The organism is Shimia sp. R9_1, assembly GCF_017743775.1.
Classification (GTDB): domain Bacteria; phylum Pseudomonadota; class Alphaproteobacteria; order Rhodobacterales; family Rhodobacteraceae; genus Shimia.
On sequence record NZ_JAGHRN010000001.1, the window covers coordinates 1,302,660 to 1,320,367 of the forward strand.

Consider the following 17,708-nt stretch of genomic DNA (forward strand, 5'->3'; position numbering starts at 1 on the left):
ATGCCCTCCTCTGTGCTGACTGTCATCCTCAACTGGCGCACACCGGAGATGACGCTGCAGGCGGCGCAGGCTGCGGCACGGGAAATGGCGCAGCTTGAAGGGCATATCGTGATTGTCGACAACGACAGCGGTGATGGCTCCTTTGAACAGATGCGCAACGCGGTTGCGGCGGCAAATTGGGCGCAGGGGCGCGTTGAGGTCGTGCAATCCGGCCACAACGGGGGCTTTGGCGCGGGCAATAATTTTGGCATGCGGCATGGATTGGCCCAGCGCCGCTTTGACTACATCTATATCCTGAACTCTGACGCTTTCCCGGACGCGGGGAGCATTGCGGCGCTGGTGGATCATCTGGATCAAACACCGGAGTGCGGCTTTGCCGGCTCCTACATCCATGGCGAAGATCAAGCGCCGCATATCACGGCGTTCCGTTTCCCGTCGGTCTGGAGCGAGCTTGAGGGCGCTGCGCGGGTCGGCCTGATCACGCGGCTGTTTGCGCGCCATGTGGTGCCGCTGCCCCTCCCGACAAAAACCACGCGGGTGGATTGGCTCGCGGGGGCGTCGATGATGATGCGGCGGCAGGTTCTGGAAGACATCGGCCTCTTTGATGAGACGTTTTTTCTCTATTTTGAGGAGACCGATCTGTGCCTGCGCGCGCGGCGGGCCGGTTGGCATGTGGACTATGTGCGCGCGAGTGAGGTCACGCATATCGGCTCGGTCTCCACCGGAATGAAAAACTGGCAGCGGATGCCGCAGTATTGGTTTGACAGCAGGCAGCATTATTTCCGCAAGAACCACGGCACCGCCTACGCCGTAGCGGCGACGGTGGCCCATGTGCTTGGCAGCCTGCTTTGGAAACTGCGGCGCGCTGTCGGGCGCAAGCCGCGCCGTGACCCTGAGTATTTTCTGCGGGATTTGATCGCCCATGCAGTTCGGATGTGGCCAAGCGCACCGGGCGCGGCAGATGCCAAGACACCGGCCCTGCCCCCAATTGAGGAGGCTGTCAAATGAGCCTTGATCGGCTGATGGATCGCCCGCCCATGCGCGGCGTCATGATTGGCAATGAGAGCCTGCTTGTGCAATGCGCGAGCCTTTGGCGGGACATGGGACACAGTCTTGAGGCGGTGGTCACAAGGACAGCAAACATTCGCCAGTGGGCCGAGGCCGAAGGGCTGCGGATGCTCTCCTCAGATGAGGATTTGGTGGCGGCGCTGAGCGGCGTTGAATTTGACTGGCTGCTGAGTGTCGCCAATCTGGATATGCTGCCGCAAGCGGTTTTGGATCTGCCCTCTCAGGGCGCTGTGAATTTTCACGATGGGCCGCTGCCCCAATATGCTGGCCTGAATGCGCCGGTCTGGGCACGCATCCATCAGGAGCCGCGTCACGGCATCACCTGGCACACGATGGAGGCGCAGGCCGACACCGGCAAAATCGTGGCCCAGCGCCTGTTTGATGTCGCCGAGAGTGACACTGCGCTGACGCTGAACACCAAATGCTACACCGCAGCGATGGAGAGTTTTCCGGATGTGGTGCACGCTCTGGCAGCGGGGCTGCCGGATGCAGAGGCGCAGGATCTGGGCGCGCGCAGCTATTTTGGTCGGACTGCGCGCCCTGAAGCGGGCGGACGGCTTGATTTCACAAACAGCGCGCAGGCGATTGTGGCGTTGGTGCGGGCACTGGATCACGGGGATTACTACAATCCGCTCTGGGCCCCGAAAATCGCGGCTGTGGATCGCATCCTGTTGGTCAGCACCGCCGATCCCGTTGCAAACCCGACAGCCGCTGCCGCGGGCACTGTGCTCGCTTTTGACAACGACACCCTGACCATCGCTTGCGGTGAAGGCGCGGTGCGGCTGGGCGGGCTGACAGATCTGGACGGCGCGCAGCTCAGCCTCTCGTCTGTGTTGCGGGGGGGCGAGGTTTTGTCTTCGCTCGACCTTAAGGCGCGCGAGGCCTGGACCGCCGCCATGATGCCGGTGGCAAAGGCGGAGCCATACTGGCGCGAACGCCTGGCGGAATTTGTGCCCGCCACGCTGCCTATGGCAAGCGATGCCAATGCGAAAGCGGAGATGCAAAGCCTGACGCTCAATCTGTCCGAGACACCTGCCGAAAGCGTTCTGACAGCTGTGGCGGTATGGGCGCTGAGATCAGGCGTTGCAGAGGTCTGCGGCGTGGCCTATCGCGGCCCGACACTGTCTGCGACAGCTTTGGTTTGCCCATGGGTACCAATGCGGCTGCCCAGCGATCTAATGAGCGATACCACCGCAGAAGCAGATGCGCGGATGGCTGCGCTGGTGACCAAAGCGGACGACAGCGGTGGCTTTGCCCGCGATCTGATTGCACGCGATCCTGCGCTTTCCGCCCTGCAAGTGCCCGATATAGCGGTACATCTGGGCGGCGGACCCATTGGAGGCGCAGCGATGACCGTGGCCGTCAAAGACGGGACAGCGGCGTTGCATTTTGACGCCAAACGGGTCGAGCCGGAACAGGCGGCGAAGATGGCGGCGCGCTTGGAGCAGGTCGCCTCGCAACTTGCGAGCGCTGAAACGGTTGCTCAGGCAGGCGCCCTTTCAGAAGAAGAACGTGCGGAGATCTTAAACGACTGGAACGACACAGAAGCCGCGGTTGATCCGGATTTGACTATGGTCGCGCAGTTTGAGGCGCAGGTCGCCAAAACGCCCGATGCGCCTGCACTGGTGTTTGGCCATGAGATCCTGAGCTACGCCGAACTCAACGCGCGCGCCAACCGGGCCGCACATGTTCTGCGTGACATGGGGGTGGACCGCGGCGCGCTGGTCGGGCTTTGCCTGCGTCGGTCTACGGAGCTTGTGGTGGCCGTGCTCGGGATCTTGAAGGCAGGCGGGGCCTATGTGCCGATGGACCCGACCTACCCCACAGAGCGTTTGGCGCATTATATTTCAGACAGCGGATGTGACGTGATCGTCACGCAGGCTGCCTTGGCCCGCGCGTTGCCCAGCCATCAGGCCCAAGTGCTTGAGATGGATACCGACGCGCGTCTGGCGGATGCAGAAAGCGGTAATCCTGATCTGGTCGCCCAAGGAGAAGACCTCGCCTATCTGATCTACACCTCCGGCTCCACCGGCATCCCCAAAGGCGTGATGGTAGAGCATGGCAACGTGGCCAACTTCTTTGCCGGGATGGACGCGCGCATCCCTTATCAGGCAGGCGATGCCTGGATGGCGGTCACCTCGCTGTCGTTTGATATTTCGGTTCTGGAGCTGTTTTGGACCCTGTCTCGGGGCTTCAAGCTCGTGCTGTCAGGCGATGAAACATCCACCCAGATTTCAAGCGGGCGCTTACCTACACCCAAAGGCGAGATGGAGTTCTCGCTCTATTATTGGGGCAATGATGATGGCGCGGGCGAAAAGAAATATGAGCTTTTGCTCGAAGGTGCGAAATTTGCAGATGCCAATGGCTTCTGCGCGGTCTGGACGCCGGAGCGACATTTCCATGCCTTTGGCGGGCCCTACCCCAACCCGTCTGTGACCGGTGCAGCAGTGGCCGCTGTGACCAAACAGATCGGCGTGCGGGCAGGCTCCTGCGTCGCGCCGCTGCACCATACGGCACGGATTGCCGAAGAATGGGCGGTGATCGACAATCTCACCAACGGGCGCGCGGGACTGGCAATTGCCAGCGGCTGGCAACCTGATGATTTTGTGCTGCGTCCGGAGAACACACCGCCCGCGAACAAACCCGCGATGTTTGAGCAGATGGGCGCGCTGCGCAAATTGTGGCGCGGCGAAGAGGTCTCCTTTCCCAAGCAGGACGGCAGCCTGCATCCGGTGGTGACGCAGCCGCGCCCCGTTTCCAAGGAGCTGCCGCTTTGGGTGACCACGGCGGGCAACCCGGAAACCTGGCAGGAAGCTGGGCGCAACGGGTGCCATGTGCTGACGCATCTGCTGGGCCAAAGCATTGAGGAGGTGGGCGAGAAGATCACGCTTTATCATGCTGCGCTGCGTGAGGCGGGCCATGATCCGGCGGATTTCAAAGTCACGCTGATGCTGCACAGTTTTCTGGCCGAAGACCGGGACACCGCGCGCGAGATCGCGCGGGAACCGATGAAAGACTACCTGCGCTCAGCCGCTGGGCTGATCAAGCAATATGCCTGGGCATTTCCGGCGTTCAAGCGACCGGAGGGCGTGGACAATGCGTTCCAGCTTGATCTTGGGAGCCTGACCGGCGAGGAGCTTGAAGGCATTCTGGACTTTGCTTTCCAGCGCTACTTTGAGGAAAGCGGGCTGTTTGGCACCATCGAGGATGCGCTGGAGCGGGTGGCGCAGGTCAAGAGCATCGGTGTGACGGAGATCGCCTGTCTGATCGACTATGGCATCGCGCCGGAGACCGTTCTGCAGGGTCTCAAACCGCTGGCGGAGGTTGTGCAGCACTGCCATGAAGGTGGCGCGCTGGATCCGGAAGATGTGTCAATCGCCGCACAGATGATACGCCATCAGGTGAGCCATCTGCAATGCACCCCATCAATGGCCCGCATGCTGGCCGACAATGCCGAAGCGCGGTTTGCGCTGGCGGGGCTGCGCCATTTGATGATTGGCGGGGAGGCCCTTTCGGGCCATCTGGTGGCCGATCTCAAGACCGCAACCAAGGCTGACATCCAGAATATGTATGGGCCAACGGAAACGACCATCTGGTCCACGACCTCCCAAGCTGATGAGGCTGAGGATGTGGTCAATGTGGGGACACCCATCGCCAATACGCAGGTCTATGTTGTGGACGAGGCAGGCGCTCCGGTGCCCGTGGGTGTGCCCGGCGAGCTGTGGATTGGCGGCAAAGGGGTGACTCGGGGCTATTGGCAACGCGCGGCGCTGACGGCGGAGCGGTTTGTCGACAACCCCTTTGGGGATGGGCGGGTTTACAGGACCGGCGATCTGGTGCGCTGGCGCGAGGACGGCAAACTCGATTTCCTCGGCCGTGTGGATCATCAGGTGAAGCTGCGCGGCTATCGCATCGAGCTTGGTGAAATCGAAGCGCGGCTTGAGGAAATTGGCGGTATTGTGCAGGCCGTGGTGATCGCCCGCGAGGATGTGCCCGACGATGTGCGGCTGGTGGCTTATCTGCGCGGGGCTGTGCCTGAAGAGGCCGATATCCGTGCCGCTGTGAGTGAAACGCTGCCAAGTTTCATGCGACCTCAGCATTATGTCACGATGGATGCTTTCCCGCTGACCCCGAACAAAAAGGTGGATCGCAAGGCACTGCCCGCGCCGCACACACAGACCAGACCAACGCCTCCAAAGGCGGCTGATCCTGCGACGGCCCCGGAGAATCCGGCGGGTGGCGACATCCTCAAACTGGTGGCAGATGTCTGGGAGGAGGTTCTGGGCGTGGCCGAGATCCAAGGCGGTGACAACTTCTTTGACCTTGGCGGGCACAGTCTGTTGGCAGTGCAAGCGCATCGGGAGATCCGCAACCGCTCGGGCGCGGCCCAATTGTCGATCACCGATGTGTTCCGCTTCCCCACTCTGGCGGGGTTGGCGGCGCGGGTGCAGGCGCTTTTGGGGATCGTTTCCCCTCAGGATGACCCCGAGGCGGAACCCCAAGAAGAACGGGAGACGCTTAGCAACAGCCGCGCAGAAATCATGCGCAAGCGGCGGGAGATGCGCGCACAGAGGCGCGCGCGCGTGTCATGAATCCGATCGCGCCATCGCTGATCGCGCTGCAACAGGAGCTTGCACGGATTGCGCCCAACGCGGTGGCCGTAGCGGTCAGTGATCCGAGAGGGTCGCTGGCGGTGGTCTGGCCCGAAGAGGCGCCAGCGATCGCCAAAGCAGTGCCCGCACGGCGGCGTGAATTTGCGGCGGGGCGTCATGCCGCGCGCATGGCAATGCGTGATCTGGACGTCGCAGAACAGGCGATACCGGCAGGACAAGACCGCGCGCCCATCTGGCCAGAGGGTTTGACCGGCTCGATCAGTCATGACGGAACCAGCTGCATCGCGGTCCTTGGACGGCAGGAGGACTTTCACGCCTTGGGTGTGGATGTCGAGCCAGCGGAGGCGCTCCCGGCGGATGTGATCGACGTGGTTTGCACCCAACACGAATTGGACCGGTTGCCTGCGCTCCCTGCCGACTTGCGCGCGCTGCATGCAAGACGGCTGTTTTGCGCCAAGGAAGCGGTTTTCAAGGCGCAGTATCCTTTGACGGGCTGTCTTTTTGACTTTGCGGCTCTTGAGGTCACATGGTCTGAAACCAGCACTCATTTCACCGCGCGCTTTACGAGAGATGTCGGAAGTGTTCCGGCCAATGCCACGCTGTGTGGACAGGTGGGGGAAGCCGGTGGTCATATGTTTGCTTTGGTCGCCATAGGCGCGCACGCGGCGACGGAAAATGCCGAATTCCCCTTTTGCGCCATGGGATAACCATATTCACACGCCATAAAAGGACATCAAGAGCGCGGAGTCTGAGTCGCGCCGCTGGAAGGTTTGAGGACGGGCATGGATAAGATCCAGTCTATTGCTGAAGTGCTGGGAATGTTGCGCAGAAGGTCGTTTCTGTGGGTCAGTGTGATTGCCGCTGGGCTGCTGATCTCCCTTGCCTATGTGCTGAGCCTGCCGCGAGAATACGAAACCTCCGCCACCATTCAGATCGAGCAGCCCTCCATCCAAACCGGCAGCACCACGCCGGGTGCGTTGAACGCGGACATGCTGCAAAAGCTGCAGATCGTGGAGCAGCGTGTGATGGCGCGGGACAACCTGTTGACCATCATCCAGAAGTTTGGGCTCTATCGCGACTCTGACCTGAGTGAGATGCAAAAGGTGGCCCTGCTGCGCGAAACTGCGCGGGTGGTGCATATCATCAACCCAGAATTCCGCTGGCGTCAGGATATCAGCCCGTCCGCCCTTCTGGTGACGGTGCGGATGACAGACCCGGTGCTCGCCGCCAATGTAGCCAACGAGCTGGTTAACAATGTGCTGGAACAGGAAGATCAGCGCCGCATCGCACGTATCACCGAAACGCTGAATTTCTTTGACAGTGAGGAGCGCCGTGTCGGGGCGGGTATTGCCGCCATGGAAACGCAGATCGCTGATTACAAACGGGACAATGCCGTTTTGCTGTCTGGCGGGGTGGAGGCGCTGCGGACGCGGCTTGTGGATCTCCAGCAGATCGAACTCGAAGTGCAGCGTCAAATCCTTGAGAATGAAAGTGCAGCTTCCGGCGGCAATTCGGTGCGCGCACAGCGTGTGCGCCGCCTGAAGGAAGAGGCTGCGCTCTATCAACTGGAAATTGCCGAGATTGAGGCCGCGCTGGCAGATACGCCGCGACTGGAACAGCAATATGGCAAGCTGGAGCGGCAGCTTGCGAAACTGGAAGAGCAATATCAGGCAATCACGGCAGGCAAGGCCGAAGCCGAGATGCAGCAGATGCTGGAAGCGAGCCAACAGTCGGAAAGCTTTACCGTTCTGGAAAAAGCCTTGCCGCCGGATTGGCCTGTCGCTCCGTCGCGCAAACGCATTCTCGCGATGGGCGGATTGCTGAGCGTGATGGTCGCCATCAGCTTTGTGCTGTTGATTGAAATGCGCAGCCCGGTGATCTGGACCCGCGGACAACTGGAACGACAACTGCGGCTGCGCGCCGTGGCTGCAATTCCGGTGCTGCAAACACCCAAACAAAGGCGGCTCAAAACCTTGAGCTCAGTCGCCCGATTTACAGCACTGATCGCAACCTTTGGCGTGCTGGCCACGGCGATCTTGAACCTCAGCAGCTGAGCGCCACAATTCGGTCAAATTTGGCGGTCATGGGCGGATTTTCGCCGAATCACCCTGTGCTTTTTTGATCGCGCCCGTGCGCCCTCACCTGAGCAATCTGAAACAATAACACCACCCTCAGAAGCATCGTTTCCAATGCGGACACCGGCGCCAGAGAAGCTGACTTCAATTTTAACCAATATGTCAGTTTCTAGCGACCCCACACCCAACAGAAGTGCTTATTTTCAACTATTTAGCCAAATCTATACTTAAGTTAAGGTGGATTTCTGGAAAATTGTGGCTAAAGTTTGACCTTGGGTGGGCGCTTCCTTGGAGGAGCATCTGAAGAACTAAGACTAAGGACGACACTGTGACTGATCCCTGCTGATAGGGACCTCTTTTTCAAAACAGCTCAGAATGACGGATTTGTCGGAACCGCATGGGACCGACCACAGTGATGTTTTGTGTTCGATGATGCCCTCCCCGGTGTGTTTTGGGGATGAAACAAATGGCGATTTATTCGCGGGACGATTTTGCGCAGGGGTTTGTGCTAACCCCAAACAGGCACGGGATCTACCGAAGCGGGTTTAAGCGGTTTTGTGACGTGATGTTTGTGCTGATTGTGGCGCTGCCGGTGAGCCTTGTCATCGCACTGCTGGCGCTGTTGATCTCGCTGGATGGCAGCGCGCCGTTTTATCGGCAGGAACGCATCGGGAAAAACGGCAAGCGGTTTTACATGCTCAAACTCCGTTCGATGGTTCCCAATGCGGAGCGCGAGCTGGAAGAGCTTTTGAAGCGCAACCCCAAAGCCCGCATGGAGTGGGAAGACAAGCAAAAGCTGACCGATGATCCCCGGATTACGCGGCTTGGCCGGATCATCCGCAAAACCTCGATGGATGAGCTGCCGCAGTTCTTTAACGTGCTGATGGGCGACATGTCCGTGGTTGGGCCGCGCCCGATGATGCCAGAGCAAGCCACACTTTATCCGGGTGCAGCTTATTACGCCCTGCGCCCCGGGATCACTGGTTTCTGGCAGATTTCTGAGCGCAACGAATGCAGCTTTGCCGAGCGCGCCATCCACGACAGCCACTATGACCGCGCGCTGTCGCTGCGCACGGATCTGAAGATCATTCTGCGCACTGTGGCCGTGGTGACAGCCGCCACCGGCCGCTGATCTGCTTCGGCTGACAGCTCTGACGCTGCAGCTTAAGGTGGCGTCAGAGACCGGCGGCTTCGCGCATTGCCCGCAAAACCCGCAAAGCTGACGAGGAAGGCCCCCGCCTGATGCCCAATATTCTTGCCACCCTGATGCTGATGCTTTGGCCGGTGGTGATTTGGCGGCTGTTTGTCAGCCTGCCGCCCGGGCGGGCGTTGATCTGGTCATTGCTTGGGGCCTATTTGCTGCTGCCCCCACCACCGGCCGAGTTTGACTTCCCTCTTATGCCCGCGCTGGACAAAACCAGCCTGCCCAATCTGGCAATCCTGATCGTGGTGGTCTTCGTGCTACCGCAGCGGCCAAAGCTGCTGCCCGATAGTGTGCTCGCGCGCTGGCTTCTGGCGATTTTTGTGCTGAGTCCGGTGGCAACGGTGCTGAGCAATGGCGAGCCGCTGATTTTCACCGAGATGTTCATTCGCGGATTGTACCTGCAGGATGCGGTGGCGCAGCCGATCAACAATTTCATTCTGGTGATCGGCTTTCTGCTGGCGCGGGCGCTCTTGCAGACTCGCGCGGATCAACGAGATTTACTGATCGCGCTGATGATTGGCGGGTTGGCGTATTCGCTGCCCATTTTGCTGGAGGTCCGGCTCAGCCCGCAGCTCAACAATTGGGTTTACGGCTATTATCAGCACCTCTTTTCGCAAACCATTCGCGGTGGTGGATATCGCCCGATGGTGTTCCTCTACCATGGGATTTGGCTGGCGTATTTTGTCCTGACAGCGTTGCTCGCAGCACTTGCTTTGTGGCGAGCGGATAGCGGGCAGATGCGGGCGAAATTCTTGCTTGCGACGCTCTACCTGGCAGCTGTGCTGGTGTTGTGCAAAACGCTGGCAACGCTGGTTTATGCTGCGGCGGCGGGCTGTGTCATCCTATTCATGAGACGGCGTGCGCAGGTGCGCGTGGCCGCCTTGTTGGCAGCGTTGATGTTGTTTTATCCGGCGCTGAAGCTTGCCAATCTGGTGCCGAGTGACGCGATTGTAGCACAGGCCGAAGCGGTCAGTGCGGAGCGGGCCCATTCGCTGAATTTCCGGATTGTGAACGAAGACATTCTGTTTGAGCGCGCCATGGAGAAGCCGCTATTTGGATGGGGCATTTGGGGGCGCAATCATTTGCGCGACAGCACCACGGGCGCGATCACCACGGTGTCTGACGGCTATTGGATCATCGTGATTGGGGTCTGGGGCTGGGTCGGCTATCTAGCGCAATTTGGCCTGATGGCGCTGCCGATCTGGCTGATTTCCAGAGAGCTACGCCACGCCCATGTGCAGGAGCAGGACCGGCTGCGCTCAGAGAGATCTTATAAGCTGCTAGATGCGCCTTCAGCACGCGACACATCGGAGGACGGGTTGTCCCCCTATATCGGGCCGCTTGCGGTAATGCTGGGCTTTAACATGATCGATATGCTCCCCAACGCCACGCTGACCCCGACGACTTGGCTGATTGCCGGGACACTGTTTGGTCATGCGGAACGCATGGCACGCGCGCGTTTGCACGGCGCGCAGACATCGGATGCGCCACAAGGCACAAACGCGGATCAGGCGCAAAAAGAACGTCCGCGCACCATTCTTTAGGGCCGTATCAGTGGCGCGTTTGTGCCTTGCCTTGCGCAGCCGCCTCATAGCCGGGTTTCATTTTAAGCAGCCGCGCGGGCACACCGCCGACCACCGCACCAGCGGGGACATTTGTCGTGACCACCGCATTGGCACCAATTTCCGCATCACGCCCCACGACCAGAGGGCCGATCAGTTTGGCGCCCGCCCCCACATCCACATGCCCCTCCAGCACCACCGTGCCGGCAAGAGTGACCTGATGCATGAGCTGGCAATTCGGGCCAATTCTAGCGCTGGAATGCACAATAATGCCTGTGGGATGCGGCAGGCGCAGGCCACCTTCGATGGCCATATTGAGATGGATTTCGGATTGGGTGATCAGCGACCAGAAGCGATGCACAAGAACCCAGTATTTGGAGACCAATCCGCCCCAGATGCCCCCCTTGGCACGTGCGGCCTGATAGCGGCGGATCGCGCGCAACAGCTTTGGCGCAGGGTCCCAGAAACGGGAGATCTGCTCCCGGCTCCAATCCGGTGTGGTTGCGGAAACCTGCGTAGGGTCTTGCAAATCTGGCTCTCCAAAGGGCGCAAAACACATCCATGCGCATTTCAAAGCGTTGTCGCAAAACCTCTTTAATAAAGCAACGTTACTATGGCGTCAGGCGAAGCTTGCCCCCCACTGCACAGAGGTGTTCTCTGTGCGCCAAGACCCATCTGACGCAAGGAACACCGCGCGCATGCAACGTGCCCTAAACAAAGACATTTCGGATCAGCCGGAAGAGAAAACAAACGAGGCCGATACCCCGCGCGCAGAGGCGTTGGGCGGGCCGTATCACCGCAGAGAGATCGACGGCCTGCGCGCCATCGCAGTGCTCGCTGTGGTGTTTTATCACTTTGGCGTGCCCGGTTTTGGGGGCGGTTTTGTCGGGGTCGACATTTTCTTTGTCGTCTCGGGGTTTCTGATCGGCGGCCTTCTGTGGCGCGAGCATCAGGAAACCGGGCGGCTGGCGCTAGGGCAGTTTTATATGCGGCGCATCCGGCGGCTGGCACCAGCCTATTTTGTGATGGCTTTTGCAGTGCTCACGATTGGTGCGCTGATCCTTTTGCCCTCCGATTTCCGCGAAACCGCAAAAGGCGTGGTAGCCGCGACTGTCTATCTCTCCAATGTGATGTTTTATCGGCAGGCCGGATATTTTGATGGAGCTGTAGAAGAAAAGATTATGCTGCACACATGGTCGCTCTCGGTTGAAGAGCAATTCTATGTGTTTCTGCCGCTGCTGTTTCTGATTTTCGCCCGCAGCGCACGGGGGCTTTGGATCGCCTTGGCAAGCTGTTTTGTGCTGTCGCTGCTGGGCAATCTGATCATGACCCCGCGCGCCCATCCTGCCGCGTTTTATCTGTTTCCGTTCCGCGCTTGGGAGCTGCTGGCGGGCGTGGGCCTTGCTGTTTTGCGCCATGAGCGCCCCGACCTGATGCGCGAACATCAGGCCATCAGCTGGGTTGGCCTTTTGCTTTTGGGTGTCTCCATTCTGTTTGTGCAGGCAGGCAGCGGGTTTCCCGGATGGCAGGTGATCGCGCCGGTGCTGGGCACGGTGATGTTGATTGCCAACGGGCAGGAGGACAATTGGGTCAACCGCGTGCTGTCAATGCGCGTGCCTGTATTGATCGGCCTGATCTCGTACTCGCTCTATTTGTGGCACTGGCCTGTTTACACGCTGACAACCTATCTGCAGGGCAGCTACGCCGGGCCCGCCGAGACCGCGCTCTGGATTTCGATTTCCTTCGTTTTGGCGACGCTGTCATGGCGGTTTGTGGAACAGCCCGTGCGCAAAGCAACACAGCTGGCCAGCTGGTCTCTGCTGAGCGCATTGGTGGCCGCCTCGGCACTCGCGGTGAGCTTCTCATGGGTGATCTACCGCACCGATGGATTGCCGCAGCGCTTTGATACACAATCCCAGATGCACATTGCCGCGACGGGCGACTTCCTTCAGGATTTCTCCCGCTGCTACGTGCCAAAAGACGGCCCGTTTGAAGGGCTGGAGGTGTGCCCGATCGGGCCTGAGAGCGCGCATCACAACCTGATCGTTTGGGGTGACAGCCACGTACGGGCTTATTTTGAGGGGTTGGATCAGGCGGCCCATGAGACCAAACGCAGCGGGCTGGTGATTTGGCGCGCAGGCTGTGCGCCTCTGTTTGACGTTACCAAACAGGAAAGCGCTGCCACCCGCGCCCAAGACGCGGCCTGCGCAGCGGCAAACCGCCAGATCAGAGCTGCGCTGCAGGAGATGCCTGATCTGCGCGATGTGTTGCTGATCGGACGCTGGGCCTATTACGCCACGGGGGAAGGCAGCGGAAACGACATGCACAACACCATCCGTTTGCGCAGCGAGGCCCTGGGCCCGATGACACAAGACAGATTGCTGGCCAAGGCGCTGGCCGCCACAACTGAAGAGATCGCGCAGCTCGATCGCGATGTCTATGTGCTGCGCCAACCGCCGGAAATCGCCTACTACAAGGCACCCGATATTGCGCGGGCTTTGGTGCATGGGCGGCTGACGGCGCAACTTGCGCGTCGGATCGGACAGATCAGCGTGACAAATGCAGAGCGCCGTGCCGCGGGGGCCAATGAGGCGCTCAGCCGGAGTGGCGCGCAAATTCTCGACACATGGGATTGGTTTTGTGATCCGTTCCTGTGTGACGCAGTGCAGGGAGGCGTGGGGCAGTATTTTGACAACAACCATGTCACCAACGCGGCGGCGCGCCGGATGCGCGCGGTGTTTTACCCTGTCATGACGTGGCATCCGGGATGACCACCACCGCCCCGATTTCTCTAACCGAAGCGATCGCGCGCACTTGGGACGTGATCGTGATTGGCACGGGCATGGGAGGCGGCACCATTGGCAGGCGGCTGGCGGAGCGCGGGCTGTCGGTCTTGTTTGTGGAACGCGGGCCAATTGGGGTGCGCGCGGAGGAGCATGACCTCAACCCCGACATTTGGGATCGGGAAGCGCGGCTGGTGCGCGGCTATTGGCCGGAGCCGCTGGAAGCCACGGTGAACGGCCTTTCAACCACATTCAACGCGCCTCTTGGCGCAGGCGTCGGCGGCAGTTCAGTGTTTTATGCCGCAGCGTTGGAACGCCCGGCGCCGCATGATCTGGATCACAGCGCTGAGACGCCACACCCCACTGGCGGTTGGCCCGTGTCCTATGCGGAGATGGCGCCTTATTTTGATGCGGCAGAAGCGATGTATCACGTCTGTGGCACGGATGATCCTTTGGGGCAGCCGTCTCAAATCCCAGATAGCGCGCCCATGTCCGCGGCGGATCAGGCGCTTTTTGACGCCATGCAATCGGCCGGGCTGCATCCCTACAAAGGCCACTTGGCACTCAAGGACAGCATCCGTGGAGCTGATTACCTGGGCCGCAAATGCCCTCATGACTACAAAATGGACGGCCGCTCAGCCGGGGTGGAACCGGCTCTGGCAACCGGCAAGGCCGCCTTGATTGATCTTTGTGAGGTCACAGAAATTCTCCATCAGGGTGACGGGGTCACGGCACTGCGCCTGCGCAAATCGGGTGAAGAGGCCGAGTTGAGCGCGGGGGGATACGTATTGTCGGCGGGGGCGCTGCATTCGCCGCGTGTGCTCATGGCCTCGGGTGACCTGGGCAACCAAAGCGGAATGGTCGGGCGCAATTTGATGTTTCATCTCAATGAGATGTTCCTGCTGTGGCCCAAGCGCGGCGCAAAGAGCATTGGCGCGAGCAAAGCAGTGGCGTTTCGCGATCTCTATCACAAAAACGGGGAGCGGTTTGGCATGGTGCAGGCCATGGGTGTTGAGGCGCGGTATGGGGAGATCCTGCATTATCTGAACATGGCATTTGAACGCAGCCCTCTGCGGCATCTGCGCGCTGTGAAGCCCTTTCTGCGCCTGCCAGCGGCACTCGCGGCAAAGCTCTTTGGCAGCGCCAAGCTCTTTGTCGGGATTCTGGAGGATCCGCCAAAGATGGAAAATCGCGTGGTGCTTGACCCAAAAGATCCACGCCGTCTGGCGATTTCTTACACAATGGCGCCTGAGCTGCTCGCCCGCCGCGCAGCCTTTCGCAAGGCGCTTCGCCAAAGCCTAAAAGGTCTGCCGATGATGTTTGTCGGCGCTGGTCCCGAGCTGAACTTTGGGCATCCCTGCGGCACGTTACGATTTGGTGTCGATCCGCAAACTTCGGTGCTGGATCGCAATTGCGCGGTGCATGGGGTGCGTAATCTCTGGGTGGTGGATGCGAGTTTCATGCCGACGTCGATGGGGGTAAACCCGAGCCTGACCATCGCCGCCAATGCCTTGAGAGTGGGGGATGTGATCGCCGACAGTTTTGAAGCGGAGGACAGACCGGATGGCTGAACAGAAAGCTGAGCGGATTGCCGTGGTGACGGGGGCCGGATCGGGGCTTGGGCGTGCGTTGGCTATTGCGCTGACAGCCAAAGGCATCACCGTTGCCGGTTTGGGACGGCGCGCTGAAAAGCTTGAAGAAACGGCCGTGCTTGCCGGTGCACAGTTCCTCCCCATCGTTGCGGATGTTGCGGATCCTGACGCGGTGCGCACCGCCTTTGGCACCGTGCGGCAGCATGGGGCGGTTTCGATCCTGATCAACAACGCAGCGGTCTATCCGCACCGCGATATTCTCGATGAAACGCCTGAAAGCTTTATGCACACAATGGCGGTCAATCTGGGGGGCGTGGTGAATGGCACGTCTGAGGCGCTCAAGGACATGACGGCGCTTGGACATGGCCGCATTCTGAATGTCGGCAGCTTTGCCGATTTGCACCCCCTGCCCTGCAGCGCGGCCTATAGTGTTTCAAAAGGGGCGGTGAGCAGCTTTTCGCGGGCATTGGTCGCAGATTTGGGAGATCGGTTGCCAAAGATTGTGATCAACACCTGGATGCCCGGCATTCTGCGCACCGATATGGGACTGGAAGACGGCATTGACCCAACGTTGGCGGCAGAGTGGGGCGCAGCCCTGGCATTGTGGAATGATCCCAGCCTGAACGGCGCGGTGTTTGATCGGGACCGAGAGGTTTTGCCGCCACGTGGCCTCAAGGGGCGTGTGAAGGACTTGATCCGCATGCAACGCCGTCAGCCTCGACGGATCGTACTTTAGACCCTCCGCTGGTTCAACGCGTCGATCAGCAGGTTGGGCAAAATGGCGAAACAACGCAGATAGCGACCAGCCAAACGTGACGGGTTGCCCAGCGCGCGCCACAGCCATTCCAGAGCCAGTTTCCGCACCCAAAGGGGGGCGCGGTGCTGTGTTCCTGCCCAGAAATCCAACCCGGCCCCGATACTGGCAAACCCCATATGTGGCACAATCTGCCGCCCGCGCGCAGCGAGGCGTTCCTGTTTTGGTGCCCCCAAAGCCAGAAAGGTCATACGCGCGCCCGCATCAGCCGCCTGTTGAAGAAGCGCTTCGGCCGCTTCACTGTCAGGATCAAACCCCATCGGCGGCGCCAGCGTGGCGACAATCTCAACATCCGGCACCTGTTCTTTCAACGCGGCTGCCGCGGCCTGAAGGGCGGCCTCCGTGCTGCCGATCAGCGCGACCGGCACCTGCGCTTGCGCCGCCCATTGCAGCAGAGGAAGCACCAGATCAGCGCCCGGCAGAAGCGCCACTGGCTTGGCTGCGAGACGCGATAGCCAGACGACTGGATTGCCATCTGCAACAACAAAATCCTGCGCCAGATAGGCCTCACAAAAGGCCACATCTTTGCGTAGCTTGACCAGATGATCGAGATTGACCGTCGCCAAAGCAAACCCATCCCCCGCCGCAAACCGCGCCTGCACCGCAGATTGCAGCGCTGTCATGGTGGCGATATTGACCGAGACCGGCTTTGTGATCGTGGAAAACTGCAAGAAACCGCCGCTGCCTTAAGGGTTTTGCAGAACTTATCACCAAGTATTTTTACCTGTCACAAGCGGGCGTCTGAATTTGCGGCAAGTGGTTCTATTGGGTCACATCTCGCGGCGAAGCCATCCCCGCCATGGTGGCAACGGGCCGCGCGCAGCCTATAGTTTATTGTACTTACTTTCTAAAGGGTTCGCTCTATGACTGCCGGCAAGACACGCAGCGTTTCCATTATCGGATGCGGCTTTGTGGCCGACCTTTATATGCGTTCTTTTGCGGCGCATCCGGATGTCGCGGTGACCCAAGTTTATGACCATGATCCCGAGCGGCTCCAGAGTTTTGCGTCCCATTGGAACCTGCACAAAGCTGACAGTTTGGAGCGTTTTCTGGCGAACCTGCCGAAAGGCTCCTTGGTTCTCAACCTGACCAACCCATCAGCGCACTATGATATCAGCCGCACCTGCCTGAACGCTGGCCATCATGTGTATTCTGAAAAACCGTTGGCGATGGAAATGGACGAGGCGATTGCCCTGCATGATCTGGCATCGGAAAAGGGGCTGATGTTGGCCTCTGCTCCTTGCTCGGTGCTGGGGGAGACGGCCCAGACCCTGGCCAAAGCCATCCGCGAGGATGTGGCTGGATCTGTGCGGCTGATTTACGCGGAGCTTGATGACGGCTTTGTACCGCAAGCGCCTTATGGCGGCTGGCAAAGCGACAGCGGCGCGCCCTGGCCCGCGAAGGATGAATTTGTGGTGGGTTGCACGCTTGAGCACGCAGGCTACTACCTCACGTGGTTGATTGGGATGTTTGGCACTGTGCGCCGTGTTGTGGCGGCATCTGCGGAATGCGTGCCTTACAAAGGGGTTCACCGCACTCCCGATTTTTCCACCGCCACGCTCTTTTTTGAGAACGGCATCACCGCAAGGCTGACCTGTTCGATTGTCGGCAGCCATGATCATCGCATCCGGGTCTTTGGCGACAAAGGCGTGCTGCAGGTCAAACAGGCCTGGGATAATGAAGCGGCGGTGCGGTTTCACAAGCGGTTCACCTTGCGGCGGCGGCTGGTGGAGCATCCGATTGGCAAACGCCAGCGCCTGTCTGGCGACACACATCCGAAAGTTGCGCGGTGGGGCGCTGCCGCCATGAATTTTGCACTGGGGCCGGTGGAAATGCTGAACGCGCTGCGCGAAGAGCGCCCTTGCCGGTTAAGCGCAGACTTCGCACTGCATCTGAACGAGGTGACTCTCGCCATTCAGAACGCCGGAGCGGACAGCGGCTCTCAAGAAATGTCGACACGGTGCGACCCTATTCCTGCAATGCCATGGGCGGTTTGA

12 protein-coding genes are annotated in these 17,708 nt (G+C 60.0%); 10 read left to right on the top strand and 2 right to left on the bottom strand.

From position 1 onward, the window contains the following. The 6 genes from J7399_RS06265 to J7399_RS06290 all read left to right on the top strand — a co-directional run bounded on the left by J7399_RS06265 (position 1) and on the right by J7399_RS06290 (position 10,504). Complete coding sequence (locus J7399_RS06265; RefSeq protein WP_209084834.1) at positions 1–1,008, top strand: glycosyltransferase family 2 protein; 1,008 nt, start codon at positions 1–3, stop codon at positions 1,006–1,008. Continuing rightward, positions 1,005–5,660: a MupA/Atu3671 family FMN-dependent luciferase-like monooxygenase gene (locus tag J7399_RS06270; RefSeq protein WP_247742737.1), complete on the top strand. Its 4,656-nt coding sequence runs from the start codon at positions 1,005–1,007 to the stop codon at positions 5,658–5,660. Before J7399_RS06265 ends, J7399_RS06270 begins: the two co-directional genes overlap by 4 nt. After that, a complete protein-coding gene (locus tag J7399_RS06275) occupies positions 5,657–6,388 on the top strand; it encodes a 4'-phosphopantetheinyl transferase superfamily protein (RefSeq protein ID WP_209084669.1) in 732 nt (243 codons plus the stop codon). Before J7399_RS06270 ends, J7399_RS06275 begins: the two co-directional genes overlap by 4 nt. Before the next feature lie 75 nt (positions 6,389–6,463). After that, positions 6,464–7,735, top strand: coding sequence for a Wzz/FepE/Etk N-terminal domain-containing protein (locus tag J7399_RS06280; protein WP_209084670.1), 1,272 nt, complete (start codon positions 6,464–6,466; stop codon positions 7,733–7,735). A gap of 487 nt (positions 7,736–8,222) precedes the next feature. Next, positions 8,223–8,888 (top strand): sugar transferase, encoded by a 666-nt coding sequence (locus J7399_RS06285; protein WP_209084671.1) that lies wholly within the window; start codon positions 8,223–8,225, stop codon positions 8,886–8,888. Positions 8,889–8,998: 110 nt separating this feature from the next. Further along, complete coding sequence (locus J7399_RS06290) at positions 8,999–10,504, top strand: hypothetical protein (protein ID WP_209084672.1); 1,506 nt, start codon at positions 8,999–9,001, stop codon at positions 10,502–10,504. Between the two features lie 7 nt (positions 10,505–10,511). Here the strand turns inward: J7399_RS06290 and J7399_RS06295 are convergent, their stop codons facing one another. Next, the gene (locus tag J7399_RS06295; RefSeq protein WP_247742738.1) at positions 10,512–11,051 is read right to left on the bottom strand and encodes a serine acetyltransferase; all 540 of its coding nucleotides are present in this window, start codon (positions 11,049–11,051) and stop codon (positions 10,512–10,514) included. A 169-nt stretch (positions 11,052–11,220) separates the two neighbouring features. Here J7399_RS06295 and J7399_RS06300 point away from each other — a divergent pair, with 169 nt between their 5' ends. Genes J7399_RS06300 through J7399_RS06310 form a run of 3 tightly spaced genes read left to right on the top strand, consistent with a single transcriptional unit; the run spans position 11,221 to position 15,633 of the window. Then, on the top strand, positions 11,221–13,293 hold the full coding sequence (locus tag J7399_RS06300; protein ID WP_209084674.1) for an acyltransferase family protein: 2,073 nt from the start codon (positions 11,221–11,223) through the stop codon (positions 13,291–13,293). Continuing rightward, positions 13,290–14,876 (top strand): GMC family oxidoreductase, encoded by a 1,587-nt coding sequence (locus J7399_RS06305; RefSeq protein WP_209084675.1) that lies wholly within the window; start codon positions 13,290–13,292, stop codon positions 14,874–14,876. The genes J7399_RS06300 and J7399_RS06305 overlap by 4 nt, the downstream gene beginning before the upstream one ends. Next, a complete protein-coding gene (locus J7399_RS06310) occupies positions 14,869–15,633 on the top strand; it encodes an SDR family oxidoreductase (protein WP_209084676.1) in 765 nt (254 codons plus the stop codon). Before J7399_RS06305 ends, J7399_RS06310 begins: the two co-directional genes overlap by 8 nt. Here the strand turns inward: J7399_RS06310 and J7399_RS06315 are convergent. Further along, positions 15,630–16,382, bottom strand: coding sequence for a WecB/TagA/CpsF family glycosyltransferase (locus J7399_RS06315; RefSeq protein ID WP_247742739.1), 753 nt, complete (start codon positions 16,380–16,382; stop codon positions 15,630–15,632). The two genes, J7399_RS06310 and J7399_RS06315, sit on opposite strands and share 4 nt — an antisense overlap. Positions 16,383–16,574: 192 nt before the next feature. On the opposite strand from J7399_RS06315, the gene J7399_RS06320 reads away from it, so the two are divergent. Continuing rightward, positions 16,575–17,708, top strand: coding sequence for a Gfo/Idh/MocA family oxidoreductase (locus J7399_RS06320; RefSeq protein ID WP_209084677.1), 1,134 nt, complete (start codon positions 16,575–16,577; stop codon positions 17,706–17,708).